Origin of the sequence: Kitasatospora sp. NBC_00240 (assembly GCF_026342405.1) — a bacterium.
GTDB lineage: Bacteria > Actinomycetota > Actinomycetes > Streptomycetales > Streptomycetaceae > Kitasatospora.
The window spans coordinates 5,358,505-5,378,920 of sequence record NZ_JAPEMU010000001.1 but is presented as its reverse complement, the minus strand read 5'-3'; the positions used below and the strand labels follow the sequence as shown (position 1 = coordinate 5,378,920).

Below are 20,416 nucleotides of genomic sequence, written 5' to 3'. Positions count from 1 at the left end.
CTGCTGGGCCCTGCCTGACGGGGCCCTTGAAGTATCCGTCCGCAGCGCCCCGGACGCGACGCCTCGACCGGGCGTGGGCGTGTTGCGGGGCCTCCTTCCGGTGCCCGTGCCGGGGTGCCCGGAGGCGGCGGGAAAGTTTTTCGAACCCACCTGCAACCCCTCGGGGGGATGCACGTCTATCAGGGTGAGGGCCAGCGAGGCGGACCGGCGAGAAGCCGGGGAGCAGGGCCGGCCGCCTCGTCGAGTCAAAACTTCCGTGACCACGTCCCAGGGGGATCTGCATCATGAACGCGTCCGTTATCAACCGCTTTGCGAAGATCGTCACCGCCGGCTCCGCCAAGGGCCGCTCCCGCCGCCTGGCCCTCACCCTGCCGCTCGCCGCCGTCATCGCCACCGGCGCCGTCGGCTGCACCCCCGACACCACCAACAACGCCGCCCCCAGCACCGCACCCACCCTCAGCGCCCCCGCCGCCGCACCGAGCACCCCCGCACCCACCGCCACCACCCCGGCCCCCGCGCCGTCGGCGACCGCCACCCCCACCGCCACCCTCACCGAGACCCCCGCCCCCGCTCCGAGCACCGCCGCCCCCGCCGCCGCCAAGACCCCCGCCGCCGCCAAGACCCCGGCGAGCGTGGTCAAGCCCGGCGGCGGCATCGAGATCCGCTTCGACGGCCTGAACACCGGCCAGAAGATCGAGGCCGGCGGCGCCACCGTCTCCTTCACCGTCACCTGGACCAACACCGGCACCAGGCGCTACGACAGCGTCGTCCCGGTCGTCGCCGCCCAGCAGTACGAAGGCGCGGCGTGCAGCATCATCGCCCAGATGGCCAGCGGCACCATCGAGCGCAAGGACGGCAACACCTGGAAGGAGTTCCCGATCAGCCAGGGCACCGGCATGGACTACGTCATGGGCGGAAAGAGCGCCACCTTCCCGCTCGCCTCCGGCGCCAGCCGCACCATCCAGTACCGCATCCACCTCGGCGCCGACAACCGCCCCGGCACCCTGGCCGTCGAGGCCGCCGGCTACGACAGCGTCAACGCCATCCACGAGATCGCCAAGAAGAAGATCGTCGACACCAAGGTCGTCGACACCCACATGCCCAAGGTCACCGTCACCGGCGCCCCCGGCGCCCTCGTGGTCGGCAAGCAGGCCGCCCAGTACACCGTGAAGGTCACCAACCCCACCAAGGCCGCCTTCCGCCAGGTCGCCCCGACGATCTCCCTGCCCACCGTGGTCGACCCCGCCTCCGGCGACTACACGAAGCACTTCATCGAGCCCGCCGACCTCGTCGTCGAGGTCCAGGACCACGGCCAGTGGCGCCCGCTCGCCGTCGACTACGACTGCGACGGCAACCTCGCCATCGACGCCGCCTCCCTCAACCGCGCCCTGCCCGCCGGCGCCACCACCGAATACACCTTCCGCGTCGGCGTCGACAAGGGCTGGACCACCGGCAACAAGTTCAACCTCTCCTTCGGCGCCACCGCCGACCAGCACCGCGCCGCCACCGTCAAGATCACCCCCACCGTCACCGGCTGAACCCACCCCGGCACAACAACGCGGGCCGCCCCCCAACTTCGGGGAGCCGGCCCGCGCCGATGCGTGTATCCGGGTTCAGGGCGCGCCGAACTCGCCGTCGGTGACGGCGCGCACGAAGGCGGTCCAGGCGTCGCGCGAGAAGCGCAGCCGGGGACCTTCGGGGTCCTTGGAGTCACGGACGGCTCCAGGGTGCGCGTCGTCCACCTCGATGCAGGTGCCACCGTCGTTGTTGCTGTAACTGCTCTTCCGCCACTGCTCGTTCTCGTCGGATCGCATGGCGTCAGCACTCCTCCATCACGGTTCTGATCATCGCCGAGGAGTCCCGGGGCGAGAGAGCCTGAGCCCTGAGCAGATCGTAGGACTCCCGACGCGCGGCGACACCTTCCGAGTCATCGATGATCACCCCGGAGTGGCTCCCCTCCACCCAGGCGATCAGCGGATTCCCGGGCACCGTGTAGAGCGTGAGCGAGCCACCCATCTCCGCGTGCTCACCAGCCCCGAACGGCAACACCTGCACGGTGACATGCGACCGCCGATCATCCACCAGTGCCGCCAACTGCGCACGCATCACTGCCGACCCGCCCACCGGGCGACGCAGGACCGCCTCGTCGAGGATGAACCAGCAGCGCGGAGCAGGAGTCGAATTGAGCCGCTTCTGCCGGTCGAGCCGAGCACTGAGCATGCTGTCGATCTCCTGCGCGGACGCATGCGGATGACCGGTCTCAAGGGATCTCCGGGCCAGTCCGGGGGTCTGGAGAAGCCCTGGGATCGTGGCGCTGGTGTACTCCTCGATGATGCTGGCCCGACCCTCAAGATCCATGGCCCGCCGATACTTGCCGGGAAACTTCTCCTTCTTCGCCAGCTCGTACAGCCGCCCGAACGTGCCGTCCGTGCCGAATGCCGCGTCCAGGGCCTGGGACAGCCGGGCGCACGGCATGGACGCCGCACGCTCCACCCGGGCCAGATGGCTCTTCGAGAATCCGTCCAGCACATTGGTCAGCTGATCGAGCGACATGTCACCGGCGCGCTTGCGGTGTGCGCGCATCTCCCACCCGTACAGATCGCGATTCGAACGGGTGGGGTGCAACTCATTGGGCCGGAACACCATCGGCGCACTCCTTCGTGTGCCAGCTTCCAACGTGAGACATGACGTGCCTACCCAGCGTAGCGCCGGAGCGCGACGCTTGGACTACGGAAAGTAAGGGCTGCCGAGCCCAAGACCGCCATGGAGAAACGATCATGACGATCCCTCAGTCCGAAGATCAGCAGGCCTGGGCACCCGCCGTCGTCGGCGACCGGAGTCTGCCCGCCTGCTGCTGCCCCGCGAACTGCGGCGGACGGCCGGAGGCGGGGCTCAGGCTGGTGAGCCCGTACCCGGCCGGGCCGGCCGGGGGTGGCCGGGTCGATCCGCCGGCCTACCCGCACCGCCCTTCCAGGCCCGGGGAGTTGGTTCTGGACACGCTGAACCGGCGGACCGGCGTGTTCATGGACCGGGTCGGCACCGTGGTCTTCCTCCGGCCGGCCGGCGGCGGGGTGGAGTGGGACGTGGACGGCCGTTGGCTGGACCGGGTGCCGCGGTTCGCGACGCCGGCCGGCAGCGATGTGCGCGCCGCCGGCGATGACGGCCGTTGAACGGGCGCACGCCATCGCCGCCCGGCTGGCCACCAGCGTCGGCACCGACGTACGGCTCACCAGGACGCCGGCCGGCTACCTGCTGACCGCGCCGGTGCCCGACGATCCCGGGCGGCAGCTGGCGGCGCTGCCCGCGCTCGGACTGGCCGACAGGTTCGGGCACTCCAGCCGGGACGGCCTGGTCTGGTGTGCGGTGGACACCTGAGCCGCTGCGCCGCGGACAGCCGGTCGCCATGTGAATTGACCCATGAATCAGGCTGTGGAATGCACCATGAACGCGGTGCATTCCACTCCTAGAGTTGTCCACATGACGATCACCGAGAACACCGCGACCGCCACCGCCGCGACCACCGTCGCCCTCACCCCCGCCACCCGCGTCAACTACGCCAAGGCCGCCCCGAAGGCCTTCCGGGCGCTGCTCGCCCTGGACGCCGCCGCCCGGGAGGGCCTGGACCCGGCGCTGGTGGAGCTGGTGCAGATCCGCTCCTCGCTGCTCAACAACTGCGCGTACTGCCTGGACATGCACATCAAGGACGCCCGCAAGGCCGGCGAGCGCGAGGAGCGGCTCTACCTGCTGTCGGTCTGGCGGGAGGCGCCGGCCGGTGTGTACAGCGCGAAGGAGCGGGCGGCGCTGGCCCTCACCGAGGCGGTCACCCGGATCGGCGACGGCGTGCCGGACGAGGTGTACGGCCGGGCGGCCGAGCAGTTCGAGGAGGCGGAACTGGCCCAGCTGCTCTCGTTGATCTTCACCATCAACACCTGGAACCGGATCGCGATCACCACCCGGAAGGTGCCCGGCATCGGCTGATCGGCACCAGCTCACCGGCATGCGTCGGCCTGGGGCCCTGACCTGCACGGATCCGGGTGGCGGCGGGTAACGGGTTACGATCAGGGCCGAACAAGCAGGGCCGGCCCGCGCCCACCCGGTGGCCCCAGGCCCTCACGACCCGACGGGGAAATCATGTCCGGCTCGCACTACTTCACCAGTGCACCCGACGTTGTCAGCGAGCGACGTCCGATCACTGTGACCCTGCCTGACATCACCCTGGAGCTCACCACCGACACCGGGGTCTTCTCCCGGAGCCGGCTGGACCCGGGCACCCGGATCCTGCTGGAGCACGCGCCGCCGCCCCGGGTGAAGGGGCCGATCCTGGACATGGGCTGCGGGTACGGGCCGATCGCGCTGACCTGGGCCTCGCGCCGCAAGCGGTCCGCCGTCTGGGCCGTCGACATCAACACCCGGGCGCTCGACCTGGTCACCGACAACGCGAAGGCGCTGGGGCTGAACAACGTCCAGGCGGTGCTGCCGGACGACGTGCCGCAGGACCTGCGGTTCACGGCGATCTACTCCAACCCGCCGATCCGGATCGGCAAGGGCGCGCTGCACCGCCTGCTGCACCGATGGCTGCCGCGCCTGACGCCGGACGGCTCGGCCTTCCTCGTCGTGCAGCGCAACCTGGGTTCGGACTCGCTGCAGAAGTGGCTGAACACCGAGGGCTACCCGACCACGCGGGTCACCTCGGTCAACGGATTCCGGATTCTTGAAGCGCGGCCCCGCCCCGAGGCGGCCGGCACCGACACTGGACGAGGTACGACGTCGTGAAGCAGCTCCGCGGGACCGACCTGAAGCGCCTGCACCGCCAGTGGCGGCGCAGCAACGAGTTCAGGCTGGCGATCATCCTGGAGAACCTCCAGTCGCCCTTCAACGTGGGCTCGATCGTCCGTACGGCGTCCGCGATGGGCGCCGAGAAGCTGTACCTGACCGGCGACACCCCCTCGGTGCGCTCCGCCGGCGCGCAGAAGGCCGCGATGGGCACCGACCGGTACCTCAAGGCCGAGCACTTCGAGACGGTCGCCGAGGCGGTCGCCGCCGCGAAGGCCGACGGGTTCCTGGTGGTCGGCCTCGAACTGGCCGACGAGGCCGTGCCGTTGTTCGCGGCCAAGCTCACCCCGGCGACCGCGTTCGTGGTCGGCCACGAGGACCGCGGCGTCACCGCCGAGGCCCTGGCGCTCTGCGACACCGTCGTCTTCGTCCCGCAGCTGGGCCGGGTCGGCTCGCTCAACGTCTCCTCGGCGACCTCGGTCGCCTGCTACGAGGCCCGCCGGCAGGGCTACGCGATCAGCGGCACGCCGGACGGCAGCGACGCCGGCGAGTTCGACCTGGAGCTCGACGAGACCGAGTGAGGTCCGCCGGGCGGCCGGTCACGGCACCACGGTGACCGGCCAGCGTCCGGCCCTGACCAGCCGGACGGCCACCGAGCCGATGATCCGGTGCCCGGCCTGCTCGGAGGCGCCGACCACCACGGCGTCCGCCTTCAGCCGGTCGGCGGCCTTCACCAGCCCCTGGTAGGGGTCGCCCCGGAAGGTGTGGAACTGCCAGCGGACCTCGAAGACCCCGCGCAGCCGCTCCGCCGACGCCCGGATCTCCCGGACCAGTTCGCCGGCGACCTCCTCGGTGGTCTCGTTCACCGTGGCACCCAGCGCCGCCGCCCCGGCGTACACCGGCTGCACGTAGACGATGGCCAGCAGCGCGTTCTGGCGCCGGGCCAGCCCGGCCGCGTAGGCGGCGGCCCGGGCGGCGGCCTCCGAGCCGTCCATCCCGACCATGATCACCTTGGGTCCGTCGGTGCCCCGTTCGAAGCCCGCGCCCGCCTGCTCCGGCTGTTCGGTCCGGCTCTCGTCGCTCACCTTCCGAGGCTAACGCCGGCCGCCGGGCGAGCCCGGCCCGGGGCTCCGGACGCAGCCCCGGCCGGAGACTCCCGATCGGGCACCCCGGCGGTACGGGCGCTCGTCCGACGGCTCGCCCGGGCGGCGCTCAGTCGACCAGCCAGGACGCGGTCGGGCGGGCGGTCAGGGTGCCGGCTGCGCCGCTCAGGGCGGCGACCTGGCCCGGGTCCAGCGCCTGGTCCCACAGCACGATCCGGCCGATCGCGCCCGACCACGGGCCTCCCCAGCCGTCGTGCTGCCGGCTGCGGCCGAGCTGCAGCGGGCCCGGGGCGGGCCAGATCCCCGGAACGGGCGCCGAGGCGACGGGCCGACCGTCCAGGTAGAGCGCGACGGTGTGCGGGCCCACATCGTAGGTGGCGGTGAGCAGGGCCCAGACGCCGACCGTACCGGCCCCTTCGGCGACCACCTGGGCGGTGGCGCCCTCCTCGGCGGCCCCCGGGACGGGCTCGGCGGTGCGGACCCGGAAGGACCAGGCCGGGCGGCCGCCGACGTCGGTGCGGCCCAGCTCGAAGGAGTACGCCGGGCCGTCGCCCTGGCTGACCACCGCCCGGGAGCCGGTGGGGGCGTCGCTGTAGACCCAGGCCGAGACGGTGAAGCTCCGCCCGACGTCGACCGGCTGGTCCGCCGCCCGGGCGAAGGACTCGGGGCCGCCGACCAGCCTGAGCACATGCCCGCCCGGCACCTCCTGCACATGGGCGGCCGGGGCGAGCACGACCGTGCGCCGCCCCGAGTGGTCGGCGAGCAGGGCGGGCAGCTCGGTGGTGGGGCCGTGGGCCCCGGTACCGCCCGGACCGCCCGTGCCGTCCCCCGGGCCCGGGCCGCCCTGACGGGCTCCGAGCAGGCCGGCGCCGGCCGCGAGCAGGCAGAGCCCGGCGGCGATCCCGCCGGCCCGCAGCCGGCGGCGGCGGCGCAGGTCGGCGGCGTTGCGCTCGGCCAGCGCCGCCCAGTCCGGCTCGGCGGGCGGCGGGGACGGAAGCGGCGGGGACTCGACCGGCCTCGACCTGCCCGGCCCCGACGGGGCCGAAGGGGGGTCATGGGGCGGTGGCGGGGACCCGACGGGACGGCCGGCGGGCGACCGCGCCGCGCCGCCGGGCCACGCCTGCGCCGGCCGCTCCTGCTCGGGCCGCGCCTGCCCGGGGACCGTCGGCCGGATCGGGCCGGCGGCGGACGGCGCCGGGGTGGTGGCCGCGTCCGGGTGTTCCGTACCGTCGGTCATGCCCGGGATGCTAGCCATCACCGCTGCTCAGCGGCCTGCCCAAAGGGCGTGACGGCCCGGCCGGTCGGCGCACGGCGAAGAGGGTGCGCCCCCACCGGACAAGCCGCCACCGCACCCCGCGCCCGGCCCGGGACCACTCACCCGGCCGACGGCCCCCGCTCCCCCGCCGCCCGCCTGCCGCCCCGCGGCGGCGCCCCCCGGCCGGAGCGCAGCAGCTCCAGGTACCAGGCCCGCGGCATCGGGCTGCCGCCCAGGCTCCGCACGGCCGGACTGTCCCACTGGGCGTCCAGCAGCTGCCCGCCCACCTCGGCGAAGCGAGCCCCCAGATCGGCGATCGCGACCCGCCCCGCCCCCGGGCATCGGTGGAACATCGAGTCCAGGCTGAGCACCGGGCCGACCCGCACCCCGAACGCGCCGCCGATCAGCTCCCCGTCCTCCCACACCTCGACGCTGTGCGCGCTGCCGGCCCGGTGCAGCTCGCACAGGCCCTCCTTCAGCGGGACGGTCAGCCAGCGCGGCACCCGGTCGGCCCGGCACTCGTCGACCACCCGGGCGAAAGCCGTGTCCACGGTCGTCGACCACCGGAGCCGGTTGCGCAGGGTGCGGCTCAGTCGGCGCCCCACCCGGGCCGCGGCCGGCGCGATCACCGGGCGCGGGTCCGGCGACCACCAGGCGACCTCGTACGGCACCTCATCGCCGCCCGTCCCGACCACCGGGATGTCGCCGGAGGCCACCAGGTCCTCGAAACGGGCCTCGCTGAGGTAGCGGGCGTACTCGTCCTCGGCGGGCATCGGGTAGGCGCCGGCCCGGTAGCCCGCCAGCAGCCCCTCCGGGCTCAGGTCGGCGCAGAACGCCGCCGGGGCGTCCACGGGCACCGCGCTGAGGTCGACCGAACTCCACGACCCGTGCCGCGCGACCATCGGCCCGCCCCCGCTCTCAGGCCGCCGCCCGCGGCGGCTCCAGGAAGCCGGCGGTCAGCAGGTCGTCGAGGTAGAGGTCCAGCAGCCCGGCGTCCACCGGCGGGAACTCGATCCCGCCGGCCCGCAGCGCCCGTTCGGCCCTGGTCCGGGCGAACAGCGGCAGCGTCGGCCGGAAGTACATCTCGCTGATCGACAGGTCGGCGCCGCTGCAGCGGTCGACGAACAGCGGGACGAACGGCGTCATCGGGTGCGTCGGATGCCCGGCCGCGAACCGCACCAGCCGGTGCACCCACGCCGGGTAGGGGAGCAGCTCGACCGGGTAGCCACGGGCCCGCAGCCGGTCGGCGAGCTCCCCCAGCACCGCATGGCGCGGGTTGGTGAGGTGGTAGACCTCGCCCGCGGCCGGCAGGTGCGCGGCGATGTGGGCGACGGCCCGGCTGAACCGGTCGGCGGGGACGAAGTCCAGCCACAGCTCGACGTCCGGGCAGACCCCGCTCTCCGCGATGAACTTGATCATCGCGCAGACCTCCGTGCCGGTGTTCATCGCACCGGTCACCAGATCGCCGGTGACGTCGTCGGCCCGGTGGACCGCGACCGGCAGGCCGGCCGCCGCCGCGTTGTGCAGCAGCGCCTCGGCCACCCACTTGCTCTCCACGTACCCGACCGACAGCAGCTCGGGATGGCCGAGCGGGGTGTCCTCGGTGACCTCCGGGACGCCGGCCGGACCGAACCCCGCCAGCACCGCCATGCTGGACACGTAGTGCACCGGGATCGCCCGGGCGTGGCCCGCCAGCCGCAGCACCTCCCGGGTGCCGCCGACGTTGGCCGCCCGGAGGTCCTGGTACGGGTAGATGAAGTTGACCTGCCCGCCGCAGTGGTGGATCACGTCCACCCGCGCGGCCAGCTCCTCGAACCGCTCCTCGGACAGGCCCAGCCTCGGCCGGGCGAGGTCCCCGACCAGCGGGACGACCCGGTCGGTGACCATCTCCCGCCGCAGGAACCGGCGCTGCGCCACCCGGATCCGCTCCAGGCCCTGCTCCTCGTCCGATGCCCGGACCAGGCAGTGGATCCTGGCGTCGGTGGTCTCCAGCAGGGTGTCCAGCAGATGCGCGCCGCAGAACCCGGTGGCACCGGTCAGCAGGATCTCGGCCGGGTCCTGCCAGCGGGGCTCGGGCCCGAGCCCCCGGCGGACCGGCACGTCCAGGGCCGCCTCGGCGACGAAGTCCACCGGCTGGGAGGCCTCGCCGGGGGTGCCCGTCCGGGCCGACCTGGTCACCTCGGCGAAGGCCCGCAGCGTCGGGTGGTGCAGCAGCGACCTGGTCAGGAAGCGGATCTGGGTGACGCCGATCCCGAACAGGATCCGGGCCCGCGCCAGCATCTCCATCGCGATCAGCGAGTTGCCGCCGAGGGCGAAGAAGTCGTCGTCCGGGCCGACCCGCTCGACGCCCAGCAGCTCGCACCAGAGGTGCGCCAGGCCGGCCTCGACCGCCGTCCCGCTGCCGCCGTGGGTCGGCTCGGGACGCGACGGGCGCACCAGGTCCTTGCCATCCGCCTCGGTCGGGATCCGGTCGACGTGCACGAACGCGGCCGGGACCATGTGCTCCGGCAGCCGCGCGGACAGGTAGGCCCGCACCCCGCGGTGGAAGGTGTCGGCCCTGGCCGGGCTGTGCAGCGTGAAGTACGCGGTCAGCACCCGGCCGCCCTCGGGCCGGCCCACCGCGACCACCCGGGCCTGGCCGACCGCCGGGTGGGAGGCGAGCGCCGATTCCACCTCGCCCGGGTCGACCCGGAAGCCGAGCACCTTCACCTGCTGGTCGTTGCGCCCGAAGAGCTCCAGCCGCCCGTCGGGCCGCCAGGCCCCGGTGTCCCCCGTGCGGTACATCCGCGCGCCGGGTTCGTCCGTGAACGGGTCCGGCAGGAACAGCTCGGCGGTCAGCTCGGGCCGCCGCCAGTAGCCGCGCGCCAGCACCCGGCCGCCGATGAAGACCTCACCCCGCTCCCCCGGCGCCACCGGGCGCAGGGTCTCGTCCAGCACGTACACCTCGGTACCCGGCAGCGGCGTCCCGATCGGGACGGGCGCGGGCTCAGGGCCGAGCAGGTCCTCGGTGATCTCGCACAGCGTGGAGGTGATCACCGTCTCGGTCAGGCCGTACGCGTTGACCAGCCGGGTGCCGGGCAGCAGCCGCAGCGAGGCCCGGCAGTCGTCGGACCGCAGGCTGTCCCCGCCGACCACCAGCAGCCGCAGACCCCCCTCCCGCGGGCCGCCGTGCTCGGCCATCCGCAGGAACTGGTGCCAGTAAGCGGGCGTCAGGTCCGCCACCGTGACGCCGAGCTCGGGCAGCCGGGCGAGCAGCTCGGTGGGGGCCCAGGTGCGACGCCCGCCGAGCACCAGGGTGGCGCCGAAGAGCAGCGGCGTGAAGATCTGCTCCACCGAGGTGTCGAACCCCAGGGCCGCCAACTGCAGCACCCGGTCGTCCGGGGTCAGGCCGTACGCGGCCCCGACCCTGGTCAGCGACTGCGCCAGCACGCCGTGCCCGACCAGGACCCCCTTGGGCGCACCGGTCGTCCCGGAGGTGTACATCAGATAGGCCAGGTCACCTGGGGCGGCGACGTCGACGGGCCCAGGGCCCGGCAGCGGTGCCCGGTGCTCCTCGGCGAGCAGCGGGGTGAGGCTGTAGTTCCGGAACCGCCAGGCCTGGTCGGCGCTGGTCACCACGAAGCGGGCCCGGGCGTCCTCGACCAGCTGGCGCAGCCTGCGGTCCGGGTGCGCGGGGTCGAGCGACAGGAACGCGCCCCCGGCCTTCAGCGCGGCCAGCAGCGCGGACACCATGTCGATGCCGCGCTCCAGGCAGACCGGGACGACCGTCCCGGCCCGCACGCCCAGCTCGCGCAGCCGCAGGGCCAACCGGTCGCTGCGGGCGTCCAGCTCGCCGTACCGGATCTCGCCGTCCTCGGCGACCACCGCGACGGCGTCCGGGTAGCGCGCGACCGCCCGCCGGAACAGCTCGGGGACCCCGGCGGCCGCAGCCCCGACGAGCGGCCGCCGAGCGGCGGCCGCGGACCCGTCCGGGCCGCCGTCCCCGTTCAGCACCCGCGGCCCGGACGACCGGGCCCCGGATCCCCGGGACCCGGGCGGCAGCGCGTCCGCCCACCGGCCGCGCACCTCGGCGCGGCAGGCGGCGAGCGGCGCGGGCCCGTACACCCTGCGCCAACCGGCCGGGACCGTTAAGTGACCCGGCCAGATCGTGTACTGGCCTCCACCGCCGAGCAGTACGGCATTGAGCCCGGAATTGTGCGGCCGGGAAAGCTTGGACGTGTCCACTGGCTCAGACCTCGACATGTATACGAGGGAATACTGACAGTGCATGGCCCGCCGTCAGCGGCGACCCACTTCCTCGACTATATCCAGCAATGGGGAGTTGTGTATCATAAGTGGGCCCGACAACCGACCGACCTTCCATGCATCGATCTTCCCGCGGATCAGCTCCGCACAGGGGGGAGAATGCGTTGACAGCTCGCCGACAGCGCCTGATGGCCTGTTACTTCGCCTGGATGATACTTCTCACCGTCATCTATTACCTGTTCCCGGAAAAGCGCATCATCTGGTGGACAGGAATCGGACTCAGCGGAGTCGCCGCCATCATCTTCGGAGCCCGGATCAACCGCCCCGCACACGCGCTCCCTTGGTATTTCCTGGCCGCCGCGAATTTCAGCTTCACGGCGGGTGAGGTCGTCCAGGTCATCCAGACCGATTACCTCCACCAGACCAATTTTCCGTCCATCGCCGACGGCGCGTACCTCGCGGAGTTCCTGCTCTACGCGGCGGGCGTCCTCGGGTTCATCCGATGGCGGACGGCGCATCAGGACCGCGGCAGCGTCATCGACGCACTGACCCTGACGGTCGGTCTGGCGCTGCTCTCCTGGATCTACCTGATCCTCCCCTACGCCCGCGACCCCGGACTGACCTGGGTGCAGAAGGCCATCTCGATCGCCTACCCGCTCGGCGACGTACTGGTGCTGGCCCTGCTGCTGCGGCTGCTCGTCCCCAGAGGCGGCAAGAGCCGCTCGCTCCAACTGCTGACCGCCGGCACCATCGGCATCCTGGTCTCCGACGTCCTCTACGGGCTCATCCAGCTGCACGGCACCTGGAGCATCGGCACCCCGGTCGACCTGGGCTGGGCCGCCTTCTACGCCCTCTGGGGCGCCGCCGCCCTGCACCCTTCGATGGTCGAACTCACCGAGCCGATCCCGGTCCAGCCGACCCACATCACCCGCGGCCGGATCGCCCTGCTCGCCTTCGCCTCGCTGATCGCCCCCGCCGTCCTGCTGGTCGAGGTGGCCCAGGGGGACTCCAGCCACGCCGGGGTGATCGCGGCCTTCTCGGCCGTCCTCTTCCTGCTCGTCCTGGCCCGCCTGTCGGGCGTGGTGCTGGTCCACCGGCAGGCGCTCGACCGCGAACGCGTCCTGCGGGCCGCCGGCGCCGAACTCACCTCGGCGGTCACGGTGGACGAGGTCACCGAAGCCGTCCGCACCGCCGTCTCCACCCTGATGCCCGACACCCCCCACCACGTCGCCACCCTCGCCGTCGGCGAGGGCGGCAGCCTGGCCGACGAAGGGCTCCCCCAGCTGCCGGCGTCGGAGGGCGCCCGAGGATCCCGGCTGGTGCCGGCCGAGTCCTTCGGCGGCGACCTGGCCAAGCTGCTCGACGGCATGCCCCGCGCCCTGGTCTGCCCGCTCGCCCTGGAGGAACGCCCCTCCGGCGACGCCCTGGTCGGCGTGCTGATCGTCGGCGGGACGGACCAGCGGCTCGCCGCGTTACGCAGCTCGCTGGAGATCCTCGCCGCCCAGGCGGCGCTCGCCGTCGAACGGGTGATCCTCAGCCAGGAGATCAACGCCCGCAACAGCGAGGCCTACTTCCGCACCCTCGTGCAGAGCGCCTCCGACGTCATCCTGATCCTCAACGAGGACGACAGCGTCCGGTACGCCAGCTCCTCGGCCGAGCGGGTGCTCGGCCACCCCGGCCTCGGCGGCGCCCGGCTGAGCGAGCTCGTCCCGCCCGAGGACAGCCACGCCGTCGTCCTGGCCCTGGCCCGGATGCGCCGCGGCGACCGCGAGCGCTCCGAGCAGCGCGAACACTGGCGGCTGCTGCGCGGCGACCACCGGAGCATCGAGGTCGAGGTGCGCTGCAACGACCTCCGGCAGGACCCGACGGTCGGTGGCCTGGTCCTCACCCTGCGCGACGTCACCGACCAGCGGCAGATGGAGCGCGAACTCACCCACCGGGCCTTCCACGACTCGCTGACCGGGCTCGCCAACCGGGTGCTCTTCCAGGACCGGGTCAGCCACGCCCTCACCCGCAGCGAGCGCCGCGGCACCGTCACCGGCGTGCTCTTCCTCGACCTCGACGACTTCAAGGTGGTCAACGACACCCAGGGCCACAGCGTCGGGGACGAACTCCTGGTCGCCGTCTCGCTCCGGGTCTCCACCGCGCTGCGGACCTCCGACACGGCGGCCCGGCTGGGCGGCGACGAGTTCGCCGTCCTGGTCGAGGACGCCCGCTCGCCCGCCGACGTCGGCGGGATCGCCGACAGCGTGCTCGCCGCGTTCTCCGAGCCGTTCCGGCTCAGCGCCGGAGCCGTCCGGGTGTCCGCGAGCGTCGGCGTGGCCACCACCGAGGACAGCGTCGACTCGACCGAACTGCTCAGCCACGCCGACCTCGCGCTCTACTCGGCCAAGGCCTCCGGCAAGCGGCAGTGGTGCCAGTACCAACCGGCTCTGCAGGCCGGGCTGGCGGAGCGGCACGAACTCAACGAAAGCCTCGACTCGGCCATCTCCGAGTCCGCCTTCACCCTCTACTACCAGCCCATCGTCGACCTCGCGGGCGGTGGGCTGGTGGCCTTCGAGGCACTGGTCCGCTGGCCGCACGCCCGCCGGGGCATGGTGCCGCCCGAGGAGTTCATCGCCCTCGCCGAGGAGAGCGGCCAGATCGTGCCGCTCGGCGCCTGGGTGCTGGAGCACGCTGCCGCCGAGACCACCCGGTGGCAGCGGACCAGCCTCGCCCCGCGCGCCGTCCGGGGCCGCGCCCCGCTGCACGTCAGCGTGAACGTCTCGGCCCGGCAGTTCCGCGACGCCGGCTTCGTGGACACCGTCCGGCAGATCATCGACACCTCCGGCATCCAGCCGGACTCGCTGATCCTCGAACTCACCGAGAGCATCCTGATGCGCCGCGACGACCGGGTCCGCGCCGACATGGCCACCCTCAGCGACCTCGGCGTCCGGATCGCCATCGACGACTTCGGGACGGGCTACTCCTCGCTCAGCTACCTGCGGGAGTTCCCGATCTCGCTGCTCAAGATCGACAAGTCCTTCATCGACGGCCTCGGCGTCTCCCAGCAGCAGTACGCCCTGGTCGAGGGCATCACCCGGATCGCCGACACCCTCGGCGTCCAGGTCATCGCCGAGGGCATCGAGACCACCGCCCAGCGGGACCTGCTCGCCGCGATGGGCTGCCCGCTCGGCCAGGGGTACCTGTTCGCCCAGCCCCTGACGGTCGAACAGGCCGGCGCGCTGGTCCGCGAGGACGCCGCCCTGGTCGGCCTGCCCGAACGCGACCGCTCCTGAGCCCGGCACCGAACGGTCGGGGCGACACGGCTCAGGCCCCGGCAGCCTGCCCGGCCCGCCGCCGCGCCGCCGGGATCACCAGCGGCGTACCGGTCTCCGGATCGTCGATCACCCGGCAGGGCAGCCCGAACACCTCGTGCACCAGCTCGGCGGTCACCACCTCCCCCGGCGCCCCCGACGCCACCACCCGGCCCTCGCGCATCGCGATCAGGTGGGTGGCGTAGCGGGCCGCGTGGTTGAGGTCGTGCAGGACGGCGACCAGCGTCCGGCCCTGCTCCTCGTGCAGCCGCGCGCACAGGTCGAGGATCTCGATCTGGTGGGCGATGTCGAGGTACGTGGTCGGCTCGTCCAGCAGCAGCAGCGGGGTCTCCTGGGCGAGCGCCATCGCGATCCACACCCGCTGGCGCTGGCCGCCGGAGAGTTCGTCAACCATCCGCTCGGCGAGGTCCCCGACGCCGGTCGCCGCCATCGACTCCTCGACCACCGTCTCGTCCCGCACGGACCACTGCCGCAGCAGGCCCTGGTGCGGGTAGCGGCCGCGGGCGACCAGTTCGGCCACGCTGATGCCGTCCGGGGCCACCGAGGACTGCGGCAGCAGGCCGAGCGTCCTGGCCACCTTCTTGGCCGGCAGGCCGGTGATGTCCTGACCGTCCAGCAGGACGGCCCCGACGGCCGGCTTCAGGGTCCGCGACAGGGCGCGCAGCAGGGTGGACTTGCCGCAGGCGTTCGGCCCGACGATGACCGTGAAGGAGCGGTCGGGGATCGCCACCGTGAGGTTCTCGGCGATGGTCCGCCGCTCGTACGCGAGGGTGAGCGCGGTGCCGCTCAGCCGTGGGGCGGCCGGTTGCGTCGTCGCCATCGTGGGGTCTCCGTTCGTCCGGCGGCCGGGGCGGTGCCCCTCACCTGCAGTGGTCGGGTACGGGGCGTCCCCCGGCAGGTCCTCGGGCTTCGGCCCGCTCACAGTCGGCCCGCCCGGCGCTCGGTGGCGAGCAGCCACACCAGGTAGCCCCCGCCGAGCACGCCCGTCACCACGCCGACCGGCAGCTGGTGACCGGCGAACAGCCGCTGGGCCGCCCGGTCCGCGGTCACCAGCAGGGCCGCACCGGTGCACATCGACGGGAGCAGGTTCGGCCCGGGCGTCCGGGTGAGCCGCCTGGTCAGCTGGGGCGCGGTGAGCGCCACGAACGAGACCGGACCGGCGGCGGCCGCCGCCAGCGAGGCCAGCAGGACGGCCGAGGCCAGCAGCGTCAGGCGCACCGGCTCGACCCGGATCCCCAGGCCGCTCGCCGCGTCGTCACCCATCTCGATCATCCGCAGCGCGCGGCCGCAGCCCAGCAGCACCATCGGGACCAGCACCACCGTCGCGGCCAGCAGGGGCCAGGTGTCCTGCCAGCCGCGCCCGTCCAGGCTGCCGGTGAGCCAGAGCACCGCCCGGGCCGCGTCCATCAGCTGAGCGCGAGTCAGCAGATAGCCGTTGACGCCGGTGAGGATGGCGGCGGTGCCGATCCCGACCAGCACCAGCCGGTGCCCGTGCACGCCGCCGCGCCAGGCCAGGGCGTAGATCAGCACCCCGGTGAGCAGGCCGCCGGCCACCGCACCGCCGGCCAGCGCCAGACTGCTGCCGCCCGCCACCACGACCACCAGCGCGCCGGTCGCCGCGCCCTGGGTGAACCCCAGGACGTCCGGGCTGCCCAGCGGGTTGCGGACCAGCGACTGGAAGAGCGCACCGGACAGCGCCAGCGCCGCGCCGACCAGCAGGGCGGTGACCACCCGGGGCAGCCGCAGCTGGTTGACGATGAAGTCCTCGGCGGGTGAGCCGCCCCCGGCGAGGGTGCGCAGCACGTCGGCCGGGGCGATCGGGTAGTCACCGGTGCCCAGCGCGAGCACGCCGACGACCAGCGCCAGCAGCGCGCAGGCCGCCCCGACCGCGACGGCCCTGGGCCGCAGAAGCACCGAACGCCCGCCGGCCGAGCGCAGCACCCTCATGCGCGAGCCACCTTTCCGCGCCGGGCGAAGTGGAGGAAGAACGGGCCGCCCAGCACCGCCGTGACGATCCCCACCTGGAGTTCGCCCGGCCGGCCCAGCACCCGGCCGAGCACGTCGGCGCCGAGCAGCAGGACGGGCGCGAGCACCGCGCAGTACGGGAACAGCCAGCGCAGGTCCGGCCCGGTCAGGGCGCGGACGAGGTGGGGCCTCGACCGACGCACCGTCACCTTCGCAGGCTACTGGCGCCGCGGCGCCTCGGAGGAGGACCTGCGCACGGAGGCGCTCACGGGGGCGGACGGGGGGTGACAGGGCGGGTCCGGGGGCGCCACGGGCGATCTACGACGCCCCGGCCCACGCCAACTCCGTTCCTCGACAAGCCATTCCGAGCGATCAGCTCGGATCGCGGTCGACCGTGAAGGCCATCACGCTGCCGGGCTGCAAGGGGAAGGGGAGTTGGATCAGGCCCGCCAGATTGCTGAACGGCGCGGGGAAGGTGGGACGGACGCTTGCGCCGTGGGTGGCACCCAGCGGACTGACCTCGGAGGCGCTGACGCTCAGCCGGGTCGGCTTGAGCGCGGGATCGATGGTCAGCCGGTACTCGGCATCGGTGACATGGCGGAAGACCTGCGCCTGGATGCGTACCCGCCGGTCGTTGCCGATGTACTTCCGCGCGGAGATGCTCAACTCCACGAAATGGCTCGCGGTGACGCTGACTTCATGCGGTACCGAGAAGTGGTCGACTCTGGCCTTGCCCCCGACCACCGTCTCGTGGACCACCGTCTTGCGCTCCAAGTCCCTGTTGTCCACACGAACCGCGCCGATCGTGAAGATCTCCGGGTCGTCGGGATCAAGATTGTCGTCAATCATCCACCGCAGCAGAAACTCCGGACCGGTGTAGGCGGTCAGGGATGCGTCGTCGTTGGAAGCCACGCAGGCGATGCTGACCGTCTTGGGAAGCGTCTCGGTCCGGTAGGAGATCCGGAAACTCTGGTACAGGTAATCAGGGTGCGCATCGCCCGGCGGCGGGACGGTGAGCAGGCAGTCGTACCGATATGCGGAGAGCGCGCCGACAAAGAGCGGACTGCGGATCGGGCCGAGGACATCCTGCAGACCGCGAAGCACCGCACTGTCGACCTGTTCAGTCGTTTCCCGTACGGTGAGCGACCCGATGGCCAGCGTCACCACGGCAGCCGAGACGAAGGCGCCGCCGATCAAGCTCAACACCGTGGCGAGCACCTGCTGGTGCGTCAGCAGTGAAGCCGCGACGACGCTCACCAGCCCGATGATCAACGCGACCACATTGGCAAGCACAAGGATCTTGCGCAGTTGCCGCTCCTGCGAAACAGGCATGCGCCACCCCCATGGGGCGCGTCAGTGCGCAACCCCCGCTGCAACGGTCCGAACGATCCGCTCGGAGACCTCCCCAATCTCCTGAGCCGTACGCACATTATCTGCCTGACCATCCGTCAGGAAAATCATGGCGATGGGAACCGCGGGGTGGAGAACGACCCCAGCATCGTTGATCACGCCCCGCAGGCTGCCGGTCTTGTGCCACACCTGGACGTCGTCGTCCAGCCGTGACGGAATCCGGTCGTTACGGAGGTAGTTGACCAGATAGTGGCGCAGTGGCTCCAAGTGGGCGGTGCGGTCGACATGCTCGATCAGACGCAGCGCGTCCTCGGCGGTGGTGACGTTCGCCCGGCCCAAGGGTCCGAGTTCCGCCTCGGAGAATCCGGCCGGGAAGGAAGTCGAATCGAGCCGCAGGTCCTTGATGACGGCATCGATCCGCTCCTGGCCGAGGAGAGCACGCACGTACTCAGCAGCCGGATTGTCACTGGTGACCAGCGAGAAGCCACACAACTCCCTTACATTCAGGGTGGTTTCTGGATCCATCGCCTGCAGGACGCTCGGGTACATCGTGCGGCCCAGATCGCCGACCCGGACACGCGCATCCAGGTCGAGATCTCCTCGCCTGGCGGCCTCGAACAGCGCGACCCCGAGGATCAGCTTCGCCAGGCTGGCCGCCGGCAGGACCCTGTCCGACAGGTGTCCGACCGTGAATTCGGGGTGTCCGAGTGTCTTCACCAGGACACTACGCTCCCCCACTCCACCGCCCGCGTCCACGAACCCGGCCACCTGGGCGGCCACTGACGCTCGGATCTCAACGACATCACCCACGTGCGTCCAGCTCCTTAGAAGGCGGCCCTACCACGCTAACAGCCACCGACCCGGCAGTCGGCTGAAATGCCGCCAGCAGCCGTGGAATCCGTCCACCCGACACCGGCTCTCTCACAAGGGTCGCGCTCGGGCGAGAATGCTCTCAGGCCTGCCTCCATCAACTCTGCCGAGAAGGCAGCTCCCACATCTCCTGCCCGGTGTCGAAGATGTCAATGCCCGCAACGCCCTCCCAGCACTGGCTGCGTGCCTCGCCTCCAAGCCGCACAGCGATCACCCACATAACGCACCGCCGACACCTGGCAGGGCGCGACGGCGAGTCCGCTCCGTCAGCGCGCGAGGATGGCGAGGTCATATGCCCGGACGCCCGTGACGACCCCGTCCACGGGTCCGACACCCAGTACCGGTGCCCCTCGCCCACGTCAGCAACCAGACACGCCGCCCCCGCGCAAACGGGCGTCCGATGGACCCTTGGCCGGCCACGAAGAGCACAAGAGGCCGACGGCAGTGACCGGCACCAGGCCCCGCGAGCAGATGACCAGCAGCTCCAGGAGCAGTCGAGCACTTCCGGGAAACACAAAACCCCAGGTCACGGCGAGTGAGTCCTGGGGTTTCGCAGAGCCGCTTTCGGGATTCGAACCCGAGACCTACGCATTACGAGTGCGTTGCTCTGGCCAACTGAGCTAAAGCGGCGCCGCCGGGCTCTGCTGCCCGGGAGGGCAATCATTGCGTCGGCAACGCGGGCAAGTCTACACAGTTTCGAGGGGTGATCCGTACCGGCCCCCGGGTCCCTGTTCGAGCGGGCCCGGGTGGGGGCGGCGGGGGGCTACGTCGGGTGTGTCAGGCCGAGGAGACGGCGAGCTTGGCGGCGAAGCCGGCGAAGAGGACGGCGACGCCGCTGGTCAGACCGGCGGAGAGGCGCTTGCGGCGGCGGAAGGCGGCGGCCAGGCTGGTGCCGGCGAAGATCAGTGCCGAGAGGTAGAGCAGGCTGAAACTCTGCAGGATCCCGCCGAGGAGGGCGAAGGAAAGCACCGGCTGTCCGTACGAGGGGTCGACGAACTGGGTGAAGAAGGACAGCAGGAAGAGGATGGCCTTCGGGTTGAGCAGGCTGATCACCAGCGCCCGGCGGAAGGGGTTCTCCTCGGCGGCCGTGACGACCGCGGGCTCCTCGTCCGGCCCGCTCAGGGCCCCGCCCCGGTGTTCGCGCCAGAGCTGGCGGGCGGCGCGCAGCATGCCGACGCCGATCCAGAGCAGGTAGGCGGCGCCGCCGAACTTCACCGCCAGGAAGACCGCCGGGTTGGCCTTCAGCAGGGAGGCCGCGCCGAGCGAGGTCAGGCTGATCAGGGTGAAGTCGCCGACGAACACGCCGAGGGCGGCGCGGTAGCCGGTGCGGACGCCCTTGCGGGCGGCGACGGACAGGACGTACAGCGAGTTCGGGCCGGGCAGCAGCACGATGACCAGGGCGCCGAGGACGTACGTCGCCAGGTCGTTGACTCCGAGCACGGGGGCTCCCTACGGCAGGCGCGGATGAGCGGACGCCATGGCGGCGGACGCGGAAAAGGCGAGTCATCGTACCTGGTCGCAGGCGGACTGTTGAAGCG

Annotated in this window: 18 protein-coding genes, 1 tRNA gene and 2 pseudogenes; 7 read left to right on the top strand and 14 right to left on the bottom strand. The window is 72.3% G+C overall.

The genetic code is table 11. The features are described 5' to 3' along the window. The first annotated feature begins 284 nt into the window (after window positions 1-284). Window positions 285-1,538, top strand: a complete 1,254-nt coding sequence (locus OG689_RS22825; RefSeq protein WP_266322763.1) for a hypothetical protein — start codon at window positions 285-287, stop codon at window positions 1,536-1,538. 75 nt (window positions 1,539-1,613) lie between these two features. Here the strand turns inward: OG689_RS22825 and OG689_RS22820 are convergent, their stop codons facing one another. Both OG689_RS22820 and OG689_RS22815 read right to left on the bottom strand, forming a co-directional pair. After that, entirely contained in the window at window positions 1,614-1,814 is a 201-nt protein-coding gene (locus OG689_RS22820) for a DUF397 domain-containing protein (protein ID WP_266322762.1), read from the bottom strand. A 4-nt stretch (window positions 1,815-1,818) separates the two neighbouring features. Further along, the gene (locus OG689_RS22815; protein WP_266322761.1) at window positions 1,819-2,646 is read right to left on the bottom strand and encodes a DUF5753 domain-containing protein; all 828 of its coding nucleotides are present in this window, start codon (window positions 2,644-2,646) and stop codon (window positions 1,819-1,821) included. Window positions 2,647-2,777: 131 nt separating this feature from the next. Between OG689_RS22815 and OG689_RS22810 the strand changes: the two genes are divergently transcribed. The 5 genes from OG689_RS22810 to OG689_RS22790 all read left to right on the top strand — a co-directional run bounded on the left by OG689_RS22810 (window position 2,778) and on the right by OG689_RS22790 (window position 5,354). Beyond that, complete coding sequence (locus tag OG689_RS22810) at window positions 2,778-3,170, top strand: hypothetical protein (protein WP_266322760.1); 393 nt, start codon at window positions 2,778-2,780, stop codon at window positions 3,168-3,170. Beyond that, entirely contained in the window at window positions 3,157-3,375 is a 219-nt protein-coding gene (locus OG689_RS22805) for a hypothetical protein (RefSeq protein WP_266322759.1), read from the top strand. Before OG689_RS22810 ends, OG689_RS22805 begins: the two co-directional genes overlap by 14 nt. A gap of 102 nt (window positions 3,376-3,477) precedes the next feature. Further along, window positions 3,478-3,978 carry a carboxymuconolactone decarboxylase family protein gene (locus tag OG689_RS22800; RefSeq protein ID WP_266322758.1) on the top strand — a complete coding sequence of 167 codons (501 nt, stop codon included), beginning with the start codon at window positions 3,478-3,480 and terminating at the stop codon, window positions 3,976-3,978. A gap of 153 nt (window positions 3,979-4,131) precedes the next feature. Next, window positions 4,132-4,773, top strand: a complete 642-nt coding sequence (locus OG689_RS22795; protein WP_073924613.1) for a class I SAM-dependent methyltransferase — start codon at window positions 4,132-4,134, stop codon at window positions 4,771-4,773. Next, window positions 4,770-5,354 (top strand): TrmH family RNA methyltransferase, encoded by a 585-nt coding sequence (locus OG689_RS22790; RefSeq protein ID WP_266322757.1) that lies wholly within the window; start codon window positions 4,770-4,772, stop codon window positions 5,352-5,354. The genes OG689_RS22795 and OG689_RS22790 overlap by 4 nt, the downstream gene beginning before the upstream one ends. An 18-nt stretch (window positions 5,355-5,372) precedes the next feature. Here the strand turns inward: OG689_RS22790 and OG689_RS22785 are convergent, their stop codons facing one another. The 5 genes and pseudogenes from OG689_RS22785 to OG689_RS45055 form a co-directional block, all read right to left on the bottom strand. Continuing rightward, on the bottom strand, window positions 5,373-5,777 hold the full coding sequence (locus OG689_RS22785; protein WP_266327357.1) for a universal stress protein: 405 nt from the start codon (window positions 5,775-5,777) through the stop codon (window positions 5,373-5,375). 208 nt (window positions 5,778-5,985) lie between these two features. Next, window positions 5,986-7,113: a LamG domain-containing protein gene (locus OG689_RS22780; protein ID WP_266322756.1), complete on the bottom strand. Its 1,128-nt coding sequence runs from the start codon at window positions 7,111-7,113 to the stop codon at window positions 5,986-5,988. Window positions 7,114-7,250: 137 nt separating this feature from the next. After that, window positions 7,251-8,033: a leucyl/phenylalanyl-tRNA--protein transferase gene (locus OG689_RS22775; protein WP_266322755.1), complete on the bottom strand. Its 783-nt coding sequence runs from the start codon at window positions 8,031-8,033 to the stop codon at window positions 7,251-7,253. A gap of 16 nt (window positions 8,034-8,049) precedes the next feature. Then, complete coding sequence (locus OG689_RS22770; RefSeq protein ID WP_266322754.1) at window positions 8,050-11,124, bottom strand: non-ribosomal peptide synthetase; 3,075 nt, start codon at window positions 11,122-11,124, stop codon at window positions 8,050-8,052. Window positions 11,125-11,208: 84 nt separating this feature from the next. After that, window positions 11,209-11,373, bottom strand: a pseudogene (locus tag OG689_RS45055) (MbtH family NRPS accessory protein); the annotation flags it as partial. A 212-nt stretch (window positions 11,374-11,585) separates the two neighbouring features. Here OG689_RS45055 and OG689_RS22765 point away from each other — a divergent pair. Further along, window positions 11,586-14,654 (top strand): EAL domain-containing protein, encoded by a 3,069-nt coding sequence (locus tag OG689_RS22765; RefSeq protein WP_266322753.1) that lies wholly within the window; start codon window positions 11,586-11,588, stop codon window positions 14,652-14,654. Window positions 14,655-14,685: 31 nt separating this feature from the next. Here the strand turns inward: OG689_RS22765 and OG689_RS22760 are convergent, their stop codons facing one another. From OG689_RS22760 to leuE, 7 genes and pseudogenes are all read right to left on the bottom strand, one after another. After that, on the bottom strand, window positions 14,686-15,513 hold the full coding sequence (locus tag OG689_RS22760) for an ABC transporter ATP-binding protein (protein ID WP_266322752.1): 828 nt from the start codon (window positions 15,511-15,513) through the stop codon (window positions 14,686-14,688). A gap of 98 nt (window positions 15,514-15,611) precedes the next feature. After that, window positions 15,612-16,640, bottom strand: a complete 1,029-nt coding sequence (locus tag OG689_RS22755) for an iron chelate uptake ABC transporter family permease subunit (protein ID WP_266322751.1) — start codon at window positions 16,638-16,640, stop codon at window positions 15,612-15,614. Further along, window positions 16,637-16,846, bottom strand: a pseudogene (locus tag OG689_RS22750) (iron chelate uptake ABC transporter family permease subunit); the annotation flags it as partial. The gene OG689_RS22755 and the pseudogene OG689_RS22750, both read right to left, overlap by 4 nt. Before the next feature lie 184 nt (window positions 16,847-17,030). Then, window positions 17,031-17,990, bottom strand: a complete 960-nt coding sequence (locus OG689_RS22745) for a hypothetical protein (RefSeq protein ID WP_266322750.1) — start codon at window positions 17,988-17,990, stop codon at window positions 17,031-17,033. Between the two features lie 21 nt (window positions 17,991-18,011). Then, a complete protein-coding gene (locus tag OG689_RS22740) occupies window positions 18,012-18,818 on the bottom strand; it encodes a serine hydrolase (RefSeq protein WP_266322749.1) in 807 nt (268 codons plus the stop codon). Window positions 18,819-19,434: 616 nt separating this feature from the next. After that, window positions 19,435-19,508, bottom strand: a tRNA-Thr gene (locus OG689_RS22735). A gap of 147 nt (window positions 19,509-19,655) precedes the next feature. Then, window positions 19,656-20,318, bottom strand: a complete 663-nt coding sequence (gene leuE / locus OG689_RS22730; RefSeq protein ID WP_266322748.1) for a leucine efflux protein LeuE — start codon at window positions 20,316-20,318, stop codon at window positions 19,656-19,658. Window positions 20,319-20,416: the final 98 nt, after the last annotated feature.

Bases quoted from the DNA above. Each gene is read 5' to 3' on its own strand.
- OG689_RS22745 (WP_266322750.1), bottom strand. From the start codon at position 17,990: ATGCCTGTTTCGCAGGAGCGGCAACTGCGCAAGATCCTTGTGCTTGCC.
- OG689_RS22805 (WP_266322759.1), top strand. From the start codon at position 3,157: ATGACGGCCGTTGAACGGGCGCACGCCATCGCCGCCCGGCTGGCCACC.
- OG689_RS22755 (WP_266322751.1), bottom strand. From the start codon at position 16,640: ATGAGGGTGCTGCGCTCGGCCGGCGGGCGTTCGGTGCTTCTGCGGCCC.
- OG689_RS22775 (WP_266322755.1), bottom strand. From the start codon at position 8,033: ATGGTCGCGCGGCACGGGTCGTGGAGTTCGGTCGACCTCAGCGCGGTG.
- OG689_RS22765 (WP_266322753.1), top strand. From the start codon at position 11,586: ATGATACTTCTCACCGTCATCTATTACCTGTTCCCGGAAAAGCGCATC.
- OG689_RS22820 (WP_266322762.1), bottom strand. From the start codon at position 1,814: ATGCGATCCGACGAGAACGAGCAGTGGCGGAAGAGCAGTTACAGCAAC.
- OG689_RS22760 (WP_266322752.1), bottom strand. From the start codon at position 15,513: ATGGCGACGACGCAACCGGCCGCCCCACGGCTGAGCGGCACCGCGCTC.
- OG689_RS22825 (WP_266322763.1), top strand. From the start codon at position 285: ATGAACGCGTCCGTTATCAACCGCTTTGCGAAGATCGTCACCGCCGGC.
- OG689_RS22815 (WP_266322761.1), bottom strand. From the start codon at position 2,646: ATGGTGTTCCGGCCCAATGAGTTGCACCCCACCCGTTCGAATCGCGAT.
- OG689_RS22795 (WP_073924613.1), top strand. From the start codon at position 4,132: ATGTCCGGCTCGCACTACTTCACCAGTGCACCCGACGTTGTCAGCGAG.
- OG689_RS22785 (WP_266327357.1), bottom strand. From the start codon at position 5,777: ATGGTCGGGATGGACGGCTCGGAGGCCGCCGCCCGGGCCGCCGCCTAC.
- OG689_RS22810 (WP_266322760.1), top strand. From the start codon at position 2,778: ATGACGATCCCTCAGTCCGAAGATCAGCAGGCCTGGGCACCCGCCGTC.
- OG689_RS22800 (WP_266322758.1), top strand. From the start codon at position 3,478: ATGACGATCACCGAGAACACCGCGACCGCCACCGCCGCGACCACCGTC.
- OG689_RS22780 (WP_266322756.1), bottom strand. From the start codon at position 7,113: ATGACCGACGGTACGGAACACCCGGACGCGGCCACCACCCCGGCGCCG.